Here is a 21,591-nt window from a genome sequence, read left to right as displayed (position 1 = left end):
GGACCGACCGCTTCAGGCTTACCGCCAGCGGCGGTGCAGCCATAGCCATTGATCCGGGTGTTCGCGGATCCAGCCTTCGATCACCGAGGTGATGGCCTGCATCGTGCCCTGCACGTCGATCTGCCCGTTCGCATCCCGCACCGGCGCGACCTCTTCGGACAGTTCGGCGCGAAAGCGATGGCCGGGCAGGCGAATGATCCGTACGCCGTGGATCGGACACTCGATCTGCCGCAGCAAACGCGCCAGCATCGGATTGGCCCTGGTCTTGCGGCCGAAGAACGTGACCTCGACGCCGTTGGTTAAATACTGGTCGACCAGCATGGCGACGTGCCGGCCGCTTTGCAGCGCCTGCGCCAATTTGAACGGCGCGGCAGGACCGGCCGGGATCAGCGTGCCCATGTTGACGGAACGCAATTGCTCGATCGCGCGATCGGCCGATGCGATATTCGGTCTGCGAAACAGCACCGCCGCATCGAGCCCGTGCGCGACGGCGGCGACGGCGGGGAGTTCCCAGTTGCCGAGATGGCTTGCGAAAATCAGCGCCGGCTTGCCGTCGAGCCGCAGCTTGTGGAACAACTCGCGGGTGCGCGGTCCGATTTCGATGCGGCTGTCCTCGGGACGATCCGGATCGTGTTGCCAGATGTGATCGAGGTGGGCGAACTCCGCGCCGATGCGTCCGAGATTGTTCCACACGCCCGCCAGGATCGTCTCGATCTCGTCCGGCGACTTTTCGGGAAACGCGGCCGTCAGGTTGGCGCGCCCGATCTTCTGCTCGCGCAGCATAGGCCCGATCTTTTGCGTGATCTTGCCGAACAGGTTTGCCGTCTTGATCGGATCGAAATAGCGCGTCGTGCGCAACAGCCCGATCGTCAACGCGCCGATGGCGGCGGCGCCCGCGGGTTTGACCGCGTCGCGTAGTCGGGCACGAGTTCGAAGGAGGAGGCGGCGCACCGGCGCCGTCAGACCGGTTCGCGCGTCAGAATCAGCGACGCGTTCTGTCCGCCGAATCCGAACGAGTTCGACATCACCGTGGCGACGCGCGCATCGCGGGCTGCGTTGGGAACGACATCGAACGGGATCGCCGGGTCCGGCACGTCATAGTTGATGGTTGGCGGAATGCGCTGGTGTTCCAGCGTTAATAGCGAGAACACCGCCTCGACGGCTCCCGCCGCCGAGAGCGTATGGCCGACCATGGACTTGTTTGACGATACCGGGATCTGCCTGGTGCGCTCGCCGAACACGGTCGAGATGCCGAGATATTCCATCTTGTCGTTTTCCGGGGTGCCGGTGCCGTGTGCGTTGATGTAATCGATCTGCTCGACGGTCACGCCGGCGTCCGCCAGCGCGTTGCGGACGCATCCGATGATCGGTTTGCCGTCGGGGCTAGAGCGCGTCCGGTGGAAGGAGTCCGCCAACTCGCCGCATCCCGCCACGATGCCCAGGATTTTCGCGCCGCGCGCGGCCGCTGCCTCATAGCTTTCGAGAACCAGCGCGCCCGCGCCCTCGGCCATCACGAAGCCGTCGCGGTTTTTGGAAAACGGCCGTACCGCGGCCTGCGGGGGGTCGTTCTGGGTGGACAGCGCCGACAACAGCGAGAACCGGATCAGCGCTTCGGGATTGACCGAGCCATCGGTCGCGACGCACAGCGCGGCATCGGCCTCGCCGCGGCGGATCGCTTCGACGCCGAGTTGAATTGCGGTTGCTCCCGATGCGCAGGCCGTCGAGAGCGAGATCGGCGAGCCCTTGGTGCCGAAGGTTTCCGCGAGATGATCGGCAACCGAGCCGAACAGGAAGCGGCGATGATATTGCTTGAACCTGCCGCCGCCGCTGACCCGCAGCATCTGATCATAGTCGATGTCGGTATCCGCACCGATGCCACGGCCGAGCTCCTGACGCTGCGGCCACTCAAGCTCGACCGGGGCGACCGCGAGAAACAGCGGGCCTGGAAAATCACCGGAGCTGCCGATCCCCGCCTGCGCGACGGCTTCCTTGGTCGCGATGTCCGCGAGCCGCTCCGAGAGATCGGTCGACGAGAACGGCTCGACCGGGACGAAATCGATCGTGCCCGCCATCGTGGTTCTCAGGCCGTCGGTCGGGAAGCGCGTGATCGTCCTGATGCCGGATTCGCCTGCGCAAAGTCTGGCCCAGTTGTCGGTCTTGCCGGAGCCCAGTGACGTCACGACGCCCATGCCCGTGACGACGACGACAGGTCTGCCGGATTTGTCGCGCATTGCGCTCATGGTTCCCCCGTCGAATCTTAGTCTTCAGCCGATCGCTTCAACCAACGCCATGCCTTCGCCGCGCCAGTGTCCGGCTCCGATCACGACAATCTGGGCCGGAGGCTTGGACATATCAATCTCCTGGCCCGACGAATCGGCAGGTGCGAACAGCGCTCCGCGCGACAGCGACAACGCGGCAACGGCCAGTCCAAGCGGAAACTGCGCCTCCAGGGTGTGACCGAACATTGTTCCGGTCGCGCGGACCGGGATGTCCGGATGGGCGCGCAGGAACGCGCGTTCTTCCGACGTGACCGGCTCGGCGCCGGTGGCGCCCGTGATGATCGCGGCGGCATCAGTGCGGTTGCCGAACTTCGACCACAACGATTCCAGCGTCGATGTGGTATCGCCGGAGCGTTTGCGGCGTGCATGATCGGCGACAACGTTGGTCAGGCGCGCAAACGGCTTTGCGCCGCGGGCCTCCGCGTGGGCCCTGGATTCAATCACCAGAAAAGCGCCGCCGGATCCGAGCGCGAAACCGCCGTTGTGTTCACGCGCCCAGACCGGCGCGTATTTTTCCTTCAGGTTGAAGCCGCCGAATTCGTAGAGCAGGAGCAAATCCTTACGCTCGCCGTTATGGGCGGCGCCGACCAGAGCGATGTCGCTTTGACCGGCGGCGATTCGTGCGAGCGCGATGCGCACCGCGTCGACGCCGGCAGCTTCTTCGCCCATGAATGTGCGCGACGAGCCGGTGACGCCGTGAACGATGGCAATGTTGCCCGCGAGAAGGTTGGACAACTGCGCCAGGAAGAGGGTCGGCCGCAGGTCGTTCATCAGCCGTTCGTTGAGAAAGCCGGGCGTGGAGTTGCCTTTCGCCTCGGCGTTCAGAATCCCGGCGTCGACGACAAGGTCGCGTTCGCCTCCACCTGCGGCGACGATCATGTCCATCCGCGCCAGTATATCCTTGTTGCCTTTGACGCCGGCTGAATCGAGCGCCAGTCCCGCCGCGTAGGTTCCGATGCGCTGCCAGGCTTCCATCTGGCGCTGGTCGCCCTTTTTCGGAATCTGCGCGTCGAAGTTGAGGGGCGCCAGCGGATGAACGATGTAGGGTGCGAAGCTCTTCTCGTCGGCATTGATACGCCGCTGGTTCAGCGCATCCCAATGCGCATCAAGGCCCTCGCCGAGCGAGGTGGCGAGCCCGATCCCGGTGATCCAGGCTTCAATCGGTGCTGAACGCGATGGTATCTCAGCCATGAGCAATCAATTGTTGCGGGAAGCCGATACGCCTGGCCATGGCCTCCATGTGTCCGCGCATATCCGCGTTCGGGAAGGAGGCGATACCAAACGTGATCGTCGCGTTGCACCGCCGTTTGCCGCCGACACTGACTTTGGCTTGGGTGACGGCATAACCCGAACCTTCGTGAACGATGCTTGCCTCGATGCTCAAAAGTTCGCCGGGAGTCACAAAAGTCCGCATCTTGGCTTCCTTGACCGCAGCGAGAAACGGCATGCGCTCGAACTTCATCGACGCGATCAACAACCAGCCCGACGTCTGCGCCATCGACTCGATCAACAGAACGCCCGGCATCAGCGGATATCCGGGGAAGTGACCCTCGAAGATGGTGTTTTGCTGAGGCACCTGAGCCTCAACCGCGATCGTTTTCTCGCCGATATCGAGGTCGGTAATGCGGTCGATCAGGTGAAAGTGTGCGAGATCCATGGCCGCGTGATTACGCGCCCTTGGCGGCGACCAACTCGTCGATGCGCGCGCTGAGGTTTTTCAGGACGAAGTATTGCTCGGTGGTCGCCTTGCCGTCGTTGACCTCCTGAGTCCACTTCTCCAGCGGCAGCTTAATCCCGAACGCCTTATCGATTGCAAAAGCGATGTCGAGGAAATCCAGGCTGTCTATCCCCAAATCATCAATGGCATGGCTCTCGGGTGTGATCGTATCGCGGGGGATGTCGCAGGTTTCCGCGATAATGGAGGCGACCCGATCGAATGTGGAGGACATCACTAAGCCTTTGATATATTGAGGACAAATGTCGTATCGGCGTGCAACGGCGGCGTCGCCCCCGCAACGCCCAAGCCCATCGTGCGGAGTCGAGTGCCCATATATCGGAGCGCTGTCCCGAGTTCAATGGCGCGGCACTTCCGCAAAACCGTATTCCGCAGCCAAATCAGGGCGCTCTCTATTTTTGCAGCCGTGTCTTGGGGGCGTTGCGCTATGTGTGCGATCCTGAAGTCCCGTCAGGGCGTGGGCAAATCGGCGATGCTCATGGCCAGCCACAGCCCGACGGCGATCAATGCGACTGTGAAGGCGAATGCGGCCGCATTCGCGAGCATCCGGTGGAGGAAATCGTCCGGCTGGTCGCGGGCAGGTTGATGACGCGGCGGATGGTTGGCTTGGTTCGGGGAGCCGGCGTTGGCTGTATTTGCCGACGGCCGTTGTCCGGGCAATCTTGCAGGACGACGCGGCCGGAACTGAAGCACGACGTGCTCTTCCTCCGACGTTTTGGGTCGCTGTGTTCCCATGGGTGCCAGGTCCGCGGGTATCAGGTCCGCAAGCTCCAGCGCGCATTTTATCACGCCGCGCGCGATCCTCACACAGAAAGTCGTCATGACGGACGAATGAAAATTCAAGACGCCGCCGGCCTCGCTGCCCGACGGTATTTTTGCGACCGCCGCCGGGTCAGGCCAAGCGCAAAATGCGAAGCTGGCTTGTCCCGCAGGCATCCCGGCTATCCACGCGGCTTTAGCGCAACGGCCTTTTCAGAAGCGTGAAACGGTCGGGATCGAGGCCAAGCGACGGCTGCAGCATCGGCGCGTCCAGCATGCGCGCAACCGGCCTTTCCATGGGGCTGGGGTCGTTGGGCGCGTCGCGATGCGAGGTTGCCCCGCGCCAGCGCTCGAGAACGGCGTCGACGAACTGCATGTCGTGGCCGCGGTTGGCGGACGGCACCGTCGAGATCGTGGCTTCGCTGCGCGGCAACTGGTGCGCCGGGACTTCCTTGAAGCGGAGCCGGGTAGGAAGCGCGACGCCTTCGCCGAAGGCCAGCACCTCGCGGGTTCCAAGCGACGGCACGAACGACAGCAGGTTCGCCGCCGCATCCGAGACCGCCGAACGCAACAGCGCCTGGTCGCGGTCGTTGGCGAGGCGCATCGTGAACAGCGTGCTGCACTGGGAAATGATGGTGGCGTCGAGTTCGGCCGGGCGCTGCGTCACGAGGCCAAGGTAGACGCCGTACTTGCGGCCTTCCTTGGCGATACGGGAAATCGCCTTGCGGGTCGGACCGAAGCCGATATTGCGGTCGGCCGACGCATAGCGGTGGGCTTCCTCGCAGACGAACAGCAGCGGTGAGACGCCGTCGCTCCACAGCCCGAAGTCGAACGCCATGCGGCAGAGGACCGACACCACGGAGTCGACGACCTCCGCGGGAAAGCCCGCAAGCTGCATGATGGTCATCGGCCTGCCGTTGGCGGGCAACCGGAACAACAGGCTGACGACTTCGGCCATGGTATCGCCGCCGACATTCGCATTGTCGAACATGAAGGCGTAGCGGGGATCGTTCCGTACGGTTTCGATGCGCGAGATCAGCTTGTGGTAGACGATGCGCGACGAGCGGTTTTCCAGCTTGCCCATGCGCTCGTCGATCAGCGAGATCAGGTCGACCAGGCGATAGGGCACCGGTGTGTCGGCGGTGAAGCCGACGCTCCTGGGATCGATGCGCTTGAGGCCGAGACGATCGGCATGCTGGTATTGCGTATAGATTCCCTTCGCAATCGGAATCACCTCGGCGAGAATGTCGAGTTCCTCCGGCACGCCGGGACGGCCTGCGAACAGGACGTCGACGATTTCCTCGAAGTTGAACAGCCAGAACGGTAGTTTCAGGTTGCGCGGGTTGAGCACGAGGGCGCGTTCGCCAAAACACCGGCCGTACTCATTGTGCACGTCGAGCAGGAAAATGCGGAGATTGGGTCGCGATTTCAGAATTTCGTTAATGAGCAGCGAAACGCCGCTCGACTTGCCGACGCCGGTTGAGCCGAGTACGGCGAAGTGCTTGCTGAGCATTTCCTCGACGTCGACATAGGCTGTGACCGACTGATCCTGCTGCAGCGTGCCGACGTCGATCTGATCCGATCCGTTGGGTGCGTAGATGGTGCGGAGTTCCTGGTTGGTGATTAGCTCCGCCGGGTCGTCGATCGCCGGATAATTGGTGACGCCGCGCTGGAAACGGGGGCGGAGACTGGAGCTGTCGAGGATTTCGCCAAGCAGATCGACCGAGGCGCTTGCCATGAACTCATCCGAGGACGGCAGATGTTCACAGGAGACCTCGGTGATCATGGCGACGATCGTGGAGGTCGCGCTGCGCAGGCTGACGGAGCGGCCGACGGTGGCGCGCGCGGCCGCCGACGACATGCAGCCGGTCTTCAGAATGCCGACGCGCGCCTGCGATCCGCGTACGGAAATCACACGTCCGAAGGAATTGGCGGAATTCGAATGAAGCATTTTTCTGATCACATTTCTTGTGCAGTTCTGCCTCCCGACTATCGCATGTGGTTATTGCTAAAACTGTTAAACCGGACGGTATCAGGATCGTGGCGCGACAGGTCTGCCATGCGCGGCGCGCAGCTGCATTGCCGCCGGCTTCATGACTCGCGCTGTTTTTATGGAAGAATGCCGGAGGGCGCGGGTCCGGCTCGACGCCGGGGCGCCACCCGGCTTAAAGGTTCATTTACCTTAACGGTAGCGTGGCCCGGGATCGGAGGCGCCATAACGCCGCGGCCGGGATCGTCGGCGACCGCATCGGCCATCGCAATCCGTCGGTACCGATCGGAGCGATCACGCCACGCCGAACTCTGATATATCGATTTTGTATGGATTCAATATATTCGCGACTCCCCGATCGAAACCAGCGGCAGGACAGCACCGGCGGCATTCCACTGGCGTTCGGCGCGCTGTCGCCGCAGGGACTTGCCGCCACTTTCGAGGGCGAGTTCTCCGACACCAACGAAAACTATGCTGGCAAGGGCGTGGTCCGATACAGTTGGTGAGTGGGGCGCAGAGACAGAAGTTGAACGAACTTTGTCCTGCGCTCGAAAACGAAATGAAGAACCGTTCCGGCAAGCTTTGATTGATTTCGAAGCGGTCATCGAATTTCTAGAATACATCGTCTGCTCCCTGCCGGGAGAGTGGTAGCAAAGGACTCGCATCAGCGGCGGAGCGTGCCCCCAGTCCGTCGATACCGCGTGAAACGGTTGCATTATATCTGACGGTCGTGCCCGCTTCGCGTAAACGCACGATGCCTTCCATTCCCGCACGGACCGTTCGCACGCGATCTTCGCTCAACGGTACTGCGGGTGAAAGCGCTAGAAAATTGATCGATTCACGCTTTTCAGTCAGGCTGGCCTCGTCACTTCCAACGGAGACGGCATCTCGGCCGTGACGTTGACGAGTGCCGGAGGTAACGGGAGGCATCGGCGACTCACTAACTTTCACACGGTCGGCGTCGGGCATTGGATTTCGTTGCTTCTTGGGCTAGAATCGAAAAAGCTGTCCCAAAGGACGGCCCACAGTTTTCTTTTTATGATTTGAAAAATTCGAAAATGATGCTTTTTGTCCGCCGGACGTTCACAGTCTTTGTGCAGTTAACCGGCAATATCTTTAAGATGATTTTCTATATCGATTTGTGGCTGAGGCCTCAAAAGCGATACGTCATTCCTCCAGTTGCGCCTGCATTAATTCGCAAGTCTTCAGCAAAATCGATACCGCGCATCGCGTGGCTGACCAACTATACAAACGAAGTCACGCTTTCCATCTACGTGAACTATCTGTTCAACCGGTTCATAGCTGCATCATTTGAGTTTCGGTTTTGCGGTGACAATGACCGCATTGGCTTTATCAAGGAAAACTTCTCAGCCGAAATTTTCGATTGCTACTCGCGCTTGCAGATAGGCGCTGCCCAAGCCGACCTCTGGCGCACCCTCGTGTTGCTTAAACATGGCGGAATATATCTGGACATAGATGCCACTCTGACATGGTCGCCGGAACTCTTTCTCGATCCCGATCAGACTGAGCTTCTTGTTCGCACGAGAAACGACGGCCTGACCAATTACTTTATGGCAACCGTCCCAAATAACTCGATTTTTAAAGTGATCGCGGACCGGATCATAGAAAACATAAAGGACGATTCAATCACCAGCGTTTATGATATGACGGGTCCCACCGTCGTCAACGCTGTACTCGCCGGCATGCGTGCTCATATTGAATCGTACAATGTAATCTGCAAGCAGGGTCTGTTCACCAACAAGGATTTCCAATATCCCGATAGCAGGACGCACTACTGGGCAACGGCACAAGGCCTTACCAGCATTGTAAAGAAGCGCGTGCCGCCAGAGGCATAATGTTTTGAATTTCTCAATTGGCGGTTTAATCGGTGCCAGCACTACAGCCGAATCGGAATCAAAGAACTTCTCACCATCCCACAACATACCGATGCTGGCTTTCATATCAGGATCAGGAACAAGCGCCGTGGTCGCATGCCAATCTTGGCGAAGCGCATCAGAACGCCGTCGCTGTCCCGCGCAATGGCATAGCGCGTTTGGTCCGGCGTCGGTGTCTCGCCCCACGTCGCACCGGGGACAAGGGCATTTGGAGCCGGACGAACGCTCTCGCCCTCATTTCCAATGTTTGTGACATTGAGAACAGCACCATCAGCGCCGACGATAACCAAGACCTAGAAGAAGGAGCGCAACGCGCGGTTTAAGCTGGTGATTCCGCTCGGAATCTGGCGATTGGCTGGGGAACTAGGATTCGAACCTAGACAAACAGAGTCAGAGTCTGTTGTGCTACCGTTACACTATTCCCCAAGTTTAATTCAGCTTTTGCAATGCGTTATAGCACTTTGGCAGCATTGTGACGGCACCGTCGCCAAACGTTGGTTCTTCTACTCGCTCGCTCCATGCCTTGGCAAGCTGTCTTGGCAAGCGCGCGGGCGAGGTGGGGGCGAGTTTCGTTCGGGCCGGATCCGGAGGCTGGCTTGCGGCATCGAGCCTGCGCTATTCGGCCGCTTCCTTGACCGAGGCGTTGCCTGACAGGTCGTGATCGCCGCCAGCATTGCCCGCGCGCCCCAAGCCGGACAGCCAGTTGGAGAACTGGTCGAGGTAGAGATAGACCACCGGCGTGGTGAACAGCGTCAGCGCCTGACTGACCAGCAGTCCGCCGACCATGGCATAGCCGAGCGGCTGGCGGATTTCCGCGCCGGTGCCGGTGCCCAGCATCAGCGGCACGCCGCCGAGCATCGCGGCCATGGTCGTCATCATGATCGGCCGGAAGCGGAGCAGGGCGGCCTTGCGGATGGATTCCTCCGGCGACAGATGCTCCTCGCGCTCGGCCGCGATCGCGAAGTCGACCATCATGATGCCGTTCTTCTTGACGATGCCGATCAGCAGGATGATGCCGATCAGCGCGATTAGGCTGAAGTCGTAGCCGAACAGCATCAGCGTCGCCAGCGCACCGACGCCCGCCGACGGCAGCGTCGACAGGATCGTGATCGGGTGAATGTAACTCTCGTAGAGAATGCCGAGGATCAGGTACACCACGACCAGCGCGGCGAGGATGAGCAGGGGCACGGTGCTGAGCGACTGCTGAAACGCCTGCGCGGTGCCCTGGAAGCTGCCGTTGAGGGTGCCGGGCGTGCCGAGTTCTCGCATGGCGCTCTGTATGGCATCGGTGGCTTGTCCCAGCGCCACGCCTTGCGCGAGGTTGAAACTGATGGTGATCGCCGGAAACTGGCCCTGATGGCTGATCGAGAGCGGTCGCACCGGCACCGTCGTCCACTTGGCGAAAACCGAGAGCGGGACCTGTTCGCCGGTGAGCGGCGACTTGACGTAGATCTTGTCCAGCGTGTCGACCTTGCCCTGTAGCTCGGGAAGGATTTCGAGGATCACATGATAGCTGTTGAGCTGCGTGAAGTACTGCGCGACCTGCCGCTGTCCGAAGGCGTCGTAGAGTGTGTCGTCGATGAGCTGCGGTGCGATGCCGTAACGGGCCGCGGCGTCGCGGTCGATTGTCAGCGTCACCGTGGTGCCGTGGGTCTGCTGGTCGGTGGCGACGTCGCGCAACTGGGGCAGCGTGGTCAGCTTTTCCAGGACTTTCGGTGCCCAGCTATTCAATTCGTCGAGATTGGCATCCTGAAGCGTATATTCGAACTGCGTGCGGGTGGCGCGGCCGCCGAGCCGGACGTCCTGCGACGCCTGAAGAAACTGCCGCGCGCCTTCGACCTTGTCGAGCTTGGGCCGCAGCCGCGCGATGATCTGCTGCGCCGATGCGTCGCGCTCCTCGCGTGGTTTCAGCGTGACATACATGCGGCCGTTGTTGAGAGCGCTGCCGCCGCCGCCGATGAACATGGCGATGCTGGCGACGCCGGGATCGGCCATCACGATTTGCCCCAGCTCCTCCTGCTTCTTCTTCATCTCGTCGAACGAGATGTCCTGCGCCGCCTCGGAGGTGCCGAGGATCATGCCGTTGTCCTGCTGCGGGAAGAACCCTTTCGGGATGATGACGAACAGATAGACCGACAGGCCCAGCGTCAGGAAAAACACGAGAAGCGTGGTCCTCCGCCAGCGCAGGACCAGATCGAGTCCGCGGCGATAGGCGTTGAGCATGGCATTGAAGCCGCGTTCGCTGATCTGATAGAGCTTGCCATGCCGGACGTTGTGTTGATTTCGCAGGAAACGCGATGCCATCATCGGGGTCAGCGTCAGCGACACGACCAGCGACACGAAGATCGCCATCGCCAGCGTGACCGCGAATTCGCGGAACAGGCGTCCGATGATGCCGCCCATCAGCAGCAGCGGGATCAGCACTGCGACCAGCGAAATGCTGATCGACATGATGGTGAAGCCGATCTCGCTCGCGCCTTTCAGCGCCGCCGCCATCGGCGTTTCCCCGTGTTCGATGTAGCGGCTGATGTTTTCCAGCATGACGATGGCGTCGTCGACGACAAAGCCAACCGAAATCGTCAGCGCCATCAGCGAGAGATTGTCGAGCGAATAGCCGAACGGCCACATCAGCGCACAGGCGCCGAGCAGCGCCAGCGGAACGGTGACGCTCGGGATGATGGTCGCCCAGAAGCTGCGCAAGAACAGAAAGATCACCATCACGACGAGGCAGATGGTGATGAGCAGCGTGATCTGGACGTCTTCGACCGCGGCGCGAATGGTGGTGGTGCGGTCGCTGATAATCTTGATCTTGATCGCGGGTGGGATCGTCGCGATCAGCTTTGGCAATTCCGCCTTGATCCGGTCTACGGTGTCGATGACATTGGCGCCGGGCTGCTTGAAAATGACGAGGAACACGCCGCGCTCGCCGTTCGCCCATGCCGCCCGTTTATTGTCCTCGGGGCCTGACACGGCCCGGCCGATATCGCGGATGCGCAGCGGCCCGCCGTTGCGGTAGGCGATGATGACGTCGTTCCAGTCCTTCGACGCGGTCAACTGGTCGTTGGCATAGATGGTATAGCTGCGCGTTCCGCCGTCGATGCTGCCTTTCGGGCTGTCGACGGTGGTCATGGTGATCTGGCTGCGGATATCCTCAAGCGACAGGCCCTTGGCTACGAGCTTCGCCGGATCGATCTGGATGCGGATCGCGGGCTTCTGCTGGCCGCCGACGAAAACCTGTGCGACGCCGGAAATCTGGCTGATCTGCTGCGCCATCTGGGCGTCGGTATCGTCGCTCACCGTCGTTAAGGGCAGGGTGTCGGACGTTGCCGACAGCAGCATGATCGGCGAGTCGGCGGGATTGACCTTGCGATACGTCGGCGGACTCGGAAGGTTCTTCGGCAACTGGCCGCCGGCGGCGTTGATCGCGCCCTGAACGTCGTTGGCGGCGCCGTCGATGTTGCGATTGAGGTCGAACTGGATCGTGATCGCGGTCGATCCGATCGAACTGGTCGACGTCATCTGCGCGATGCCGGGAATCTGCGCCATTTGTCGCTCGAGCGGCTGCGCCACCGACGACGCCATGGTTTCGGGGCTTGCGCCCGGCAGGGTGGCCGAGACCTGAATGGTCGGAAAATCGACCTGCGGCAGCGGTGCGACCGGGAGCAGAGGGAATGCCACCAGGCCGACAAACAGAATGCCCGCCATCAGCAACGAGGTTGCAATAGGGTAGCGAATAAACGGCGCGGAAATGCTGTTCATTCTAGTCGGCCTTGCCAGCAGCCTTGCCGTCAGATGGCTCGGAGTCCGCGACTGTGGTGGTCACCACCGACCCCGGCTGAACCCGGTATTGTCCAGCAATTATAACATGGTCTCCGGGGGTCAGGCCGCCCTCGATGACGGTTTGGCCATCGATCGACGGCCCGACCTTGATCTTGCGAAGCTCGGCCTTGTTGTCCCGGTTGACGGCGTAGGCATAGAGCCCGTCGGTTCCATGCTTGACGGCGTCGTCGGGGGCCACGACGGCATCCTTCAGGGTGGATACGAGCAGCCGGGTCGCGACCGACTGCCCGGGCCACAGGACGTGATCCTTGTTCTTGAAGATCGCCTTGAGGCGGATAGTACCGCTCGTGGTGTCGACCTGATTGTTGATAAGCGCCAGCGTTCCCTCGGACAGGATCCGCTTGCCGTCGGTGGAGTACGCGATCGTCTTCGGCGATCCGGCGGCGAGGGCGTCCTTGATCTGCGGCAGATGCTCTTCCGGCGCGGTGAAAATCACGGCGATCGGCTCGATCTGCGCGATGGTGACGATGCCGGTCTGCGTCGAGGCGTTGACGATGTTGCCCTGATCGACCTGACGGAAGCCGGTGACGCCCGCGATCGGCGCGCGGATGTTGGTGTAGTCGAGCTGAGTTTGTGCGTTGGCGATCGCGGCTTCGTCCGCTACGATCTGCGCGGTGAGCTGCTGCACCGTGGATCGCTGGGTGTCGGTCTGCTGCCGCGTCGCGAATTCGCCGAGCTGGGTATAACGCCGCAAGTCGAGGTTGGCATTGGCCAGACTGGCTTCATCCTGCGCCTTTTTGGCCTTGGCCTGATCGAGTGCCGCCTGGAATGGCCGCGGATCGATATGGGCGAGCAGGTCGCCTTTCTTGACCATCTGCCCTTCCTTGAAGGCGATCTGGTCGATCTGGCCGTCGACGCGGGTCCGCACCACGACGGTGTTGAAACCCTGGACTGTCCCGAGTCCGGTCAAGTAGATCGGGAAATTGCTTTTCTTCACGATTGCGGTCTTGACCGGGACCGGGCGGCCCGTTGCGGCATCGGCACGAGTCGCGCTGTTATGCGCTTTCGTATTGTGCTGCCAAAGCGCGTAACCGCCCGCAAGAGCGATCACCGCGACGAAGGACGCCCAACCGAGAGTTCGCAACCGGGACATGATGGCTCGAAGCATTGAAAAGTCAGGACTTCAAAAATTGTCCGGGTAGCCGTGGATATATGCGTGCATATTATGTGTAAACACACTATAACTTGAGAATCCCTAAACAATCGGAAAGCTTTGGGACCGATGTCTCTCGATCTCAAACGCCAGTTCATCTCGCAATTGGTCGAAAGTTCGCGTCTGCTCCGCAACTATATCGACCAGCGCGCCAAGGGACGCGGGACCACGCGGGCCCAGTGGATTGTCCTGTTCCGGCTCCGTCAACAGGAAGGTCTATCGCAGGTCGATCTGGCTGAAGTCCTCGAATTGCAGCCGATTTCGCTGGTCCGCCTGCTCGATCGCCTCGTCGACCACGGCCTTCTGGAGCGGCACCCCGACCCGCGGGACCGCCGGGCCAATCGTTTGTTTCTGACCGAGGCGGGTCGCCGGCTCGTCGACGATCTGGACAGCCTGCGCGACTCCATTGCCGCGGATGTCTTTCAGGGGATGCCCGCGAGCACGATCGAAACCAGCCTTGAGGCTCTCCGCGACATCAAGCGTCATATCAAGAGCGCCTCCGAAAACAGGAGCGCCTCCGACAATCCGGACGATGTTGCGATCAAATAGCGGTGGCCTTCGACACGGCGTAGGCTCACGCGAAGCTTCCAAAAATCAGATTGTCACCGGAGATTGCTTCTTCCATATCACCTTCAGTGCAAAAACGTCGTGCGATGCTGCAGGGCGCGCAAAAGCGCAAAAGGGAGCCAACGATGGACGAACTGAACGGCCGGATGATAGCCTGTCAGATCATGATTACGGGTTTGATCGCACGCGTGGCCAACGGTTCTCCGGACCCGCTTCGGTTTCTGACCGATTTCCGCGACGAGATCAGAGCCGTGGTGCGGCAGGTGAACATCGCCGGGACCGACGACACGGATCGCATACGAAGCGTCGCACAAAAGACCGTCGACGAAATGCTTTCGTTGATGAAGCCGCCGAGCGCCGATTGATCTCTTGCCACGCTCCGGCAACCTAAAATTGTTTCATAAATAGCGCAGTCAAAGGAATTGACCACAAGACATCACGCCAGATCGGTCAACTAGTTTAGAATCGTTTTGATCTAGAGGCATTCAAAAAACTTCATACCACAATTTTGTCAAATCACGTTGACCCTCAAAATCCTGATCGGTACTGCTCCCCGCGTGGCAAATTAGCGCAGCGTCAACTGCGCTTATTGACCTATTTCTTGATTGGGGGCGCTTCATGAGCAATGCAAAGATGCCGCGGTCGTTGCGGACGATCGCAGCGGCCGATTCGATCGGCAAGTCGTCGTTGGAAATCAACTCCGTCGGCAAGGTTTCCACCGTTGCAGGACTCATCGCGGTTGCCTCTTTCTCCGCCGCCGAAGCGCAGCAATCCAACCTCCCGGCGGTAACGATCGATGCCCCGGTCGTTCGCCCGCATCATGCCAGGTCGAAGCCCACGGCGGATCATGTCCGGGCGCGCACGGCATTGCGCCACGCGGCGCGCCGCGCCCAGCCGGCGCAGGTCGCGCCGGTGCCGTTTCCCAACGCCGGCACCCTTGCGGCGGATCGCGATCCCTACGCGGATGCGGCCGCGCCCTACAAGGTCGATCACTTGCAGGCGTCCGGCAAGTTTCCGGAGCCGCTGCTGAACACGCCGAAGACGGTCACGGTGCTCAGCAAGGAAGTACTCGCGGACAAGGGCGCCACCTTGCTCAGGGATGTGGCGCGCACCACGGCCGGCGTCACCCTCGGCACAGGCGAGGGCGGCAACGCTTTCGGGGATCGCTTCTTCATTCGCGGCTTCGATGCGCGCAACGACGTTTTCATCGACGGCGTTCGCGATGCCGGCGTCAGCGTCCGCGAGAACTTCTTCACCGAACAGGTGGAAATCCTGCGCGGGCCGGGCTCGTCGTTCGCGGGCCGCGGTACCACCGGCGGCGCGATCAATATCGTGACCAAGCAGGCGACGACCGAGAAAAGCTTCTACAACATGGACACGATGTTCGGCACCGACCAGACCAAGCGGGTTGTGCTCGACGTCAATCAGGTCATCAGTCCGACATTGGCCATTCGCGCGGGCGGCCTGTTCCAGGACGCCAACGTCGCAGGCCGAAACTATACCACCGACGATCGCGGCGGCGGTTTCATCGCGATGACCTGGAAGCCGGTCGACGCCATCAAGGTTCAGGCCAACTACATCCACACCGATCTGCACGGCATCCCCGACTTCGGTGTTCCCTATTATCGGCCCGGCTCCTCGCCCTACACCTCGACCGCAGGCGGTCCGTTCCCGCAATTCGGCCTCAATCGCAATACGTTCTATGGTTTCGTCAATCGCGACTTCCAGTCCTACAAGCAGGACATCGGCACGCTGAACCTCGAAGCACAGGTGACGCCGGATATTCTCGTCACCAACAAGACGCGCGTGCAGCGTTCCGTTCTGAACTATATCGGGACGCTGCCGGAACGCCCGGACCTGACCAATCCGAACCCTGCTCTCTGGACGCTTTCTGCCAATCCGCAGAGCCGCTTTCAGCCCACCGACGTCATCGCCAACCAGAGCGAGGCGACCTACAAGTTCGGCACCGGACCGTGGCGCCATACCGCGCTGGCGGGTTTCGAATATTCGAACGAAAGGTCCAGCATCGACAAGTATTCAGGGTTGAGTTCGGAGCAGTTGCCCGGCGGTTTCAGCGGCTCCGGTTCGCTGCCGGGCGTCAACGTCTTCAACCCGCAATACACCAATCTGCCGTTCGGTACCGAGCCGTCGCTCGTGGGGCTGCCGACCAAAATCAATATCGACACCAAGAGCGTCTACCTGCTCGATACCGCCAACTATAACGACTTCATCATTCTCAACGGCGGTATCCGCTACGACGACTACCACATCGGCACCAGCGGTTACGGCACCGTGAATAGCGTCCCGAACGTGTTCGGTACCCAGTCGCTCGACAGCGGGCTGACCAACTACAATCTTGGCGCGGTCATCAAGCCATTGCCGTATGCGAGCATCTATGCGGCCTACGCGACGTCGTCCAATCCGGTCGGCGCCGAGTTCGACGGCACCAGTGCTCAGTACGGAGGGCTCGCCCCAATCCTCAACGGCAACTCCAGCCAGATATTCGGGCCGGAAAAGAACCGCGCCGCCGAAGTCGGCACCAAGTGGGAGTTGTTCGATCGCCATCTGCTGGTCTCGGCCGCGTTGTTCGAGACCTGGAAGGACAACGCTCGCGAGTCGCAGAACGTCACGGTGCCGGGCATTGCGGGAAGCGTCTCACAGATTTCTGCAGGCGCTGCCTATCGTATCCGCGGCATCGACATCGAGGCCGCCGGCAAGATCACCGACAAATGGAGCGTGTTCGCCGGCCTTGTGCTGATGCAGTCGGAGGTGACGAAGTCGCTGGTCCCGTCGGCGCAGCCATTGCTCTACGCGAGCAATGTCGGCCGCCCGCTTGCCAACATCGCGCATCAGTCGTTCAACATTCTGTCCAAATACCAGTTGAGTGATGTCTGGGAAGTCGGCGGGCAGGCCACCTATCGCTCGCAGATCTACGGCGGCACCTTCCTCGCGGCCAACCAGGGCACCTCGCTGCCTGACTACTGGCGTTTCGATGCGTTCGTCGAAGCCAAGGTCAACAAGAACTGGGAAGTGAAGCTTGCCGTCAACAACATCACCAATCAGCTCTACTATGACGCCTTGTATCAGAGTGCGGCGCCGTTCGTATTCGTGGCGCCGGGCCGCGTCGCTTACTTGACGCTGTCCGCTCGTTACTGATCGCGATCCATGTTCGGGGATGCGGATACATGCTGACTTGCGTCCCCGGCGTATTGGGAAAGGATGATGTGGTGGATTTCCGCCGCATTATGGACGCGGCCGAATGGGAGGACGGCCGCTCCACGGCCGGCGCTCAGTCGGCGCTGGTCAAGAAGAACGAGCAATTGCCGCCGGACAGCGAAGCGGCGCGAACGCTCGGCAACCGGATCATTTCGGCGCTGACAGCGAATCCGCGGTTCATCTCGGCTGCGATCCCGCTGCAGATTTTTCCGCCGCTGTTCAATCGCTACGTCGCGGCCGACGGGCATCATTTCGGCGTTCACGTCGACAACGCCGTGCGCGGCGATCGTTTGACGGGCCTGCGCATTCGCACCGACCTGTCGGTCACGCTATTTTTATCGGAGCCGGATGATTATGACGGCGGCGAACTGGTAGTTGAAGACAACTATGGTTCGCATGAAATCAAGCTGCCGGCCGGCGATCTGGCACTTTATCCTGCGTCCAGTTTGCATCTGGTGACACCGGTAACGCGCGGCGCTCGTGTAGCGTCTTTTTTCTGGCTTCAGAGCATGATACGGGATGACCACGCGCGCGGCCTGATTTTCGATCTCGATACGGCAATTCAGCGCCTTGTCGAGCGTCTCGGGCGCGATGACCCTGAAACGGTCAAATTGACAGGCATCTATCACAATCTCATTCGCTATTGGGCCGAGGTATGAGCGCGGTAATGTTTAGAACGCTTCTAATAAGTATGCCGATGGCCGTCGCGTTGGCGCTGGCGTCGCTCGCAGGGCCTGCGGCCGCACAGCAGAGCAGGACCACCGCACCGCCGCCGTCCGCCGCACAGCAGTTGCCGTCGCCGTCAGTGCCGGTCGTCTCACCGGTTCAGGCACCGACATCAGCGCCCCCTGCGATATCGCAACAGCAGCCTGCCGCCGATTCCGCGCCCGCTTCGAACGCCGCCGCCACCAATCTGCTGAAACCGGAACCGACGACGCCTCATGAATTGTCGCCGTGGTCGATGTTTCTGTCGGCGGATATCCTGGTCAAGCTGGTGATGATCGGTCTGGCATTTGCCTCGCTGGTGACCTGGACGATCTGCATCGCGAAAATGATCGAACTGTCGTTCGCGCAACGCGCGCTGCGGGCGGCGCTGACGAAAATCAGCGAGTCGCGCTCGCTCGCGGAAGCGCAGATGGCGCTTGGCGCCAAGGACGGCGTGCTGGCCTCGTTGCTGGCGGCGGCGATGCGCGAGGCGCGGCTGTCGGCCGGAATCTCCAGCGATGCCGGCATCAAGGAAAGAGCAGCGTCGAACTTTGCCGAAATCGTCCGCGCGGAATCGCGTCGCATTCGGCTCGGCATGGGTCTGCTTGCGACCATCGGTGCGACGTCCCCCTTCGTCGGCCTGTTCGGCACGGTCTGGGGCATCATGAACAGCTTCATCGGGATTTCGAAGGCGCAGACCACCAATCTCGCGGTGGTGGCGCCCGGCATCGCCGAAGCCCTGCTCGCGACCGCGCTCGGCCTCGTCGCGGCGATCCCGGCGGTCATCATCTACAATCACTTCGCCCGCGTGACGAGGGGCTACATCGAACTGGTCGGCCGCGCGTCGGGACTGGCGGGCCGCCTGCTGTCGCGCGATCTTGATCGCACTCATGTCAGTTCCATTGGCGAGGCGCGCTCGCGCGCGGCGGAGTAGGCGATGGGTGCGTCGATTGCAGAAGGCGGTTTTGACGACGACGAGGAATACGCCGAAGCGCATGAAATCAACGTCACGCCGTTCATTGACGTTATTCTTGTCCTCCTGATCATCTTCATGGTGGCAGCGCCGCTGTCGACCGTCGATCTGCCGGTCAACCTGCCGACGTCGAGCGCGACGCCGCAAAAGAAACCGGACAAGCCGACCTATGTCAGCATCAAGGCCGATCTTGCCATCGCGATCGGCGAAAACATGGTCAAGCGCGTCGATCTGGTCCGGACGCTCGACACCACTCCGAATATGACCAAGGACAGTTTCATCTTTCTACGCGCGGATCGCGCGGTGCCTTACGGCGACCTGATGGACGTGCTGGAGATCCTGCACGCAGGCGGCTACGCGAAAATCAAGCTGGTGGCGCTCGAGGGCGTGCCGGACGCCCAGTCCGTTCCGGCCACAGACAACACAAGGCTTTGAACTATGTCTGAGATGATCGCCGAGTCACCGCCGTCCCGTCGGCTCTGGGTTTTCGCGGCGGCCGCGGCGATCACGATCCATCTCGGCTGTGTGGCGCTGGCGATGGCTCACATGCAGGCCGACGAGTCGGATGAGGATCTCGGCGCACCGGCGATCGAGATCGGACTCGACCTGTCCTCGCCGCATCGCGAGGCGACCGACCTGCCGCCCGGACCGGACACCGACGCGTCAGTCGCGTCGCCCGCGCTTGCCGAGCAGAAGGCGGTCGTGAAGGAAACCGATCTGCCCAAGGATACGCCGACCGAGACCGAGGATCCGGATCGGATCGTCACCGAGAACGAGTCGAAGAAGCCGGTCGATGACGATCCCGAGAAGGCGGCCGTGCAGACGTCGGCCTCGCAGGAGTCGGTGGCCGCCGAAGCGACCGCGATGCCGAGCGTCGAACATGCACCGGAATCGGAGCATTCGGTCGCGCCGCAGCAGGGCACTGGCGCGAGCGCCCGCCGCATCCGCGCGACCTGGCAGAAGGAATTGGTCGCGCATCTCGACAAGCACAAACGCTATCCGTCCGAACGCACGCGCAAGGGCGCGGAGATTCTCGTCAATTTCGTGCTTGATCGTCTCGGCCATGTCGTTTCGGCCACCGTCGTGAAGGGATCGGGAGATCCGGTCTTCGACAGGGCCGCACTCGCCATGGTGCACCGGTCCGATCCGGTGCCGCCGCCGCCGCCGCTGGTAGCGGACGAGGGATTGAGCTTTACCCTGCCGGTGGTCTTCCGGGTGAAGGGCAAGGGCTGACGTCGTCGTCACTGACGTCGTCCCGGTCGGTGACGCGTCGCAGCACTGCCCGGATTATCGTAAAAGATAATACCGGATGCCGACGTAAATCACGATGAGCAAGATGAAGATCAGCGCGACCGGCAGGCGCGGCCTTGCAGTCGTCCCGGAATTTACGGTCTGCGGCTGTTGTGGTGCGGGCCGTTTGAAGGCGGTGACATTATCGAGTTCCACGATCGGGTCTTTCGGCACCGACTTGATGTCCGGCGGCGTTCCGGTGCCACCCATCTCCGCATAGTAATTCTTGTACATTAGCCCGATGGTGGCCTCGCTCGCCTCGGTCTCCGGCATCGTTTCGAGAAAGTTCCTGTAGCTCGAAAGGAAAGCCAGAGCGTCGTCGGGTAGCGACGATGCGCCGTTCAGCTTCGCCATCATCTTCCAGGTCGCTAAGTCGGTGCGTGCCTTGGTGTCGGCACGCCTTGCAATCATTTTGTCCTGCGCTTTGATCAACTGACTACGCCCCTTGCAACGTCTTTATCATATGTTTTTATCATATATTGCCCGTGACCAGCAGCAGAAGCTGTATCACAAAACCCGTGACTGTTCTCACGATGGTGGAGATCACGTCAAGATTGAGACCGATCTGGCTGCCGAGCATCGGAAGCAGCAGGAGGATGCCGACGAGGATCAGCAGTCCGTAGGGTTCCAGGCGGGAGAGCGGGACCGCCAGAACGTTCGGCAGCAGGCCAACCGCGACCCGTCCGCCGTCCAGTGGCGGGATCGGCAGCATGTTGAACACCGCAAGAATGACATTGATGATCAGCGCGTTCTTCAGGTTGTCGGCGACCCATTGCACGCTGTTGTCCGGGACCAGGCCGAGCCCGTGAAATGCCAGTGCCGCGAGCAGCGCCAGCAGGATATTGGTGGCGGGTCCGGCGAGCGCCACCCAGACCATGTCGATGCGGGGATGGCTCAAATTTCGGAAATTCACCGGCACCGGTTTTGCGTAGCCGAACAGGAACGGCGCGTGTGACAGCAGCAGAATCCCCGGCAATATCACCGTGCCGAAGGGATCGATATGCTTGAGCGGATTGAAGCTGACGCGGCCGAGTTGCCAGGCGGTGTTGTCACCCAGCCGGTGCGCGACGAATCCGTGCGCGGCTTCATGAAAGGTGATGGCGATGACGAGCGGCAGCACCCAGACCGACAGCGTGTAGAGTGAAATGCCCGACAATCGGCGGCCTCGTGCGGTTCGGCGGATACGAGA

At 61.2% G+C, this 21,591-nt stretch carries 20 protein-coding genes and 1 tRNA gene; 9 read left to right on the top strand and 12 right to left on the bottom strand.

All coding sequences use genetic code 11. From position 1 onward, the window contains the following. Positions 1–18: 18 nt before the first annotated feature. The 7 genes from V4R08_RS06365 to V4R08_RS06335 all read right to left on the bottom strand — a co-directional run bounded on the left by V4R08_RS06365 (position 19) and on the right by V4R08_RS06335 (position 6,724). Positions 19–951, bottom strand: a complete 933-nt coding sequence (locus tag V4R08_RS06365; RefSeq protein ID WP_335578569.1) for a lipid A biosynthesis lauroyl acyltransferase — start codon at positions 949–951, stop codon at positions 19–21. 8 nt (positions 952–959) lie between these two features. Continuing rightward, positions 960–2,240, bottom strand: coding sequence for a beta-ketoacyl-ACP synthase (locus V4R08_RS06360; protein ID WP_335578568.1), 1,281 nt, complete (start codon positions 2,238–2,240; stop codon positions 960–962). Positions 2,241–2,264: 24 nt separating this feature from the next. Beyond that, entirely contained in the window at positions 2,265–3,470 is a 1,206-nt protein-coding gene (locus V4R08_RS06355) for a beta-ketoacyl-ACP synthase (protein WP_335578567.1), read from the bottom strand. Then, the gene (locus V4R08_RS06350) at positions 3,463–3,936 is read right to left on the bottom strand and encodes a 3-hydroxyacyl-ACP dehydratase FabZ family protein (protein ID WP_335578566.1); all 474 of its coding nucleotides are present in this window, start codon (positions 3,934–3,936) and stop codon (positions 3,463–3,465) included. Before V4R08_RS06350 ends, V4R08_RS06355 begins: the two co-directional genes overlap by 8 nt. A 10-nt stretch (positions 3,937–3,946) precedes the next feature. Next, positions 3,947–4,228, bottom strand: coding sequence for an acyl carrier protein (locus tag V4R08_RS06345; RefSeq protein WP_335578565.1), 282 nt, complete (start codon positions 4,226–4,228; stop codon positions 3,947–3,949). Between the two features lie 236 nt (positions 4,229–4,464). Next, positions 4,465–4,821 (bottom strand): hypothetical protein, encoded by a 357-nt coding sequence (locus tag V4R08_RS06340; RefSeq protein ID WP_335578564.1) that lies wholly within the window; start codon positions 4,819–4,821, stop codon positions 4,465–4,467. A 148-nt stretch (positions 4,822–4,969) separates the two neighbouring features. Beyond that, positions 4,970–6,724 (bottom strand): ATP-binding protein, encoded by a 1,755-nt coding sequence (locus V4R08_RS06335; protein WP_335578563.1) that lies wholly within the window; start codon positions 6,722–6,724, stop codon positions 4,970–4,972. Positions 6,725–7,092: 368 nt separating this feature from the next. On the opposite strand from V4R08_RS06335, the gene V4R08_RS06330 reads away from it, so the two are divergent. Next, positions 7,093–7,269: a hypothetical protein gene (locus V4R08_RS06330; protein WP_335578562.1), complete on the top strand. Its 177-nt coding sequence runs from the start codon at positions 7,093–7,095 to the stop codon at positions 7,267–7,269. 462 nt (positions 7,270–7,731) lie between these two features. Further along, entirely contained in the window at positions 7,732–8,619 is an 888-nt protein-coding gene (locus tag V4R08_RS06325) for a glycosyltransferase family 32 protein (RefSeq protein ID WP_335578561.1), read from the top strand. 391 nt (positions 8,620–9,010) lie between these two features. Here the strand turns inward: V4R08_RS06325 and V4R08_RS06320 are convergent. The 3 genes from V4R08_RS06320 to V4R08_RS06310 all read right to left on the bottom strand — a co-directional run bounded on the left by V4R08_RS06320 (position 9,011) and on the right by V4R08_RS06310 (position 13,591). Beyond that, positions 9,011–9,084 (bottom strand) — tRNA-Gln (locus tag V4R08_RS06320). 189 nt (positions 9,085–9,273) lie between these two features. Then, positions 9,274–12,417 (bottom strand): multidrug efflux RND transporter permease subunit, encoded by a 3,144-nt coding sequence (locus V4R08_RS06315; RefSeq protein ID WP_335578560.1) that lies wholly within the window; start codon positions 12,415–12,417, stop codon positions 9,274–9,276. A gap of 1 nt (position 12,418) precedes the next feature. After that, positions 12,419–13,591, bottom strand: a complete 1,173-nt coding sequence (locus tag V4R08_RS06310; protein WP_335578559.1) for an efflux RND transporter periplasmic adaptor subunit — start codon at positions 13,589–13,591, stop codon at positions 12,419–12,421. Positions 13,592–13,720: 129 nt separating this feature from the next. Between V4R08_RS06310 and V4R08_RS06305 the strand changes: the two genes are divergently transcribed. The 7 genes from V4R08_RS06305 to V4R08_RS06275 all read left to right on the top strand — a co-directional run bounded on the left by V4R08_RS06305 (position 13,721) and on the right by V4R08_RS06275 (position 20,345). Then, entirely contained in the window at positions 13,721–14,200 is a 480-nt protein-coding gene (locus tag V4R08_RS06305; protein ID WP_335578558.1) for a MarR family winged helix-turn-helix transcriptional regulator, read from the top strand. A gap of 143 nt (positions 14,201–14,343) precedes the next feature. Continuing rightward, entirely contained in the window at positions 14,344–14,583 is a 240-nt protein-coding gene (locus V4R08_RS06300) for a hypothetical protein (protein WP_335580194.1), read from the top strand. A 253-nt stretch (positions 14,584–14,836) separates the two neighbouring features. Further along, positions 14,837–17,374, top strand: a complete 2,538-nt coding sequence (locus tag V4R08_RS06295) for a TonB-dependent receptor (protein WP_335578557.1) — start codon at positions 14,837–14,839, stop codon at positions 17,372–17,374. Positions 17,375–17,403: 29 nt separating this feature from the next. Further along, positions 17,404–18,093 carry a Fe2+-dependent dioxygenase gene (locus V4R08_RS06290; RefSeq protein WP_335578556.1) on the top strand — a complete coding sequence of 230 codons (690 nt, stop codon included), beginning with the start codon at positions 17,404–17,406 and terminating at the stop codon, positions 18,091–18,093. 38 nt (positions 18,094–18,131) lie between these two features. Further along, on the top strand, positions 18,132–19,073 hold the full coding sequence (gene exbB, locus V4R08_RS06285; RefSeq protein ID WP_335578555.1) for a tonB-system energizer ExbB: 942 nt from the start codon (positions 18,132–18,134) through the stop codon (positions 19,071–19,073). A gap of 3 nt (positions 19,074–19,076) precedes the next feature. Beyond that, positions 19,077–19,547, top strand: a complete 471-nt coding sequence (exbD, locus tag V4R08_RS06280; protein WP_335578554.1) for a TonB system transport protein ExbD — start codon at positions 19,077–19,079, stop codon at positions 19,545–19,547. 3 nt (positions 19,548–19,550) lie between these two features. Then, positions 19,551–20,345 (top strand): TonB family protein, encoded by a 795-nt coding sequence (locus V4R08_RS06275; RefSeq protein ID WP_335578553.1) that lies wholly within the window; start codon positions 19,551–19,553, stop codon positions 20,343–20,345. Positions 20,346–20,399: 54 nt separating this feature from the next. Here V4R08_RS06275 and V4R08_RS06270 read toward each other — a convergent pair whose 3' ends face one another. Together V4R08_RS06270 and V4R08_RS06265 are read right to left on the bottom strand one after the other, a co-directional pair. Beyond that, positions 20,400–20,834 (bottom strand): hypothetical protein, encoded by a 435-nt coding sequence (locus V4R08_RS06270; protein WP_335578552.1) that lies wholly within the window; start codon positions 20,832–20,834, stop codon positions 20,400–20,402. A 40-nt stretch (positions 20,835–20,874) separates the two neighbouring features. Then, positions 20,875–21,558: a site-2 protease family protein gene (locus V4R08_RS06265; protein WP_335578551.1), complete on the bottom strand. Its 684-nt coding sequence runs from the start codon at positions 21,556–21,558 to the stop codon at positions 20,875–20,877. Positions 21,559–21,591 lie beyond the last annotated feature (33 nt).

Source organism: Nitrobacter sp. NHB1 (assembly GCF_036964665.1).
In the GTDB taxonomy this organism is placed as follows: domain Bacteria; phylum Pseudomonadota; class Alphaproteobacteria; order Rhizobiales; family Xanthobacteraceae; genus Nitrobacter.
Note: the sequence above shows the minus strand (reverse complement) of the source record. Positions and strands in the feature narration are given on the sequence as shown.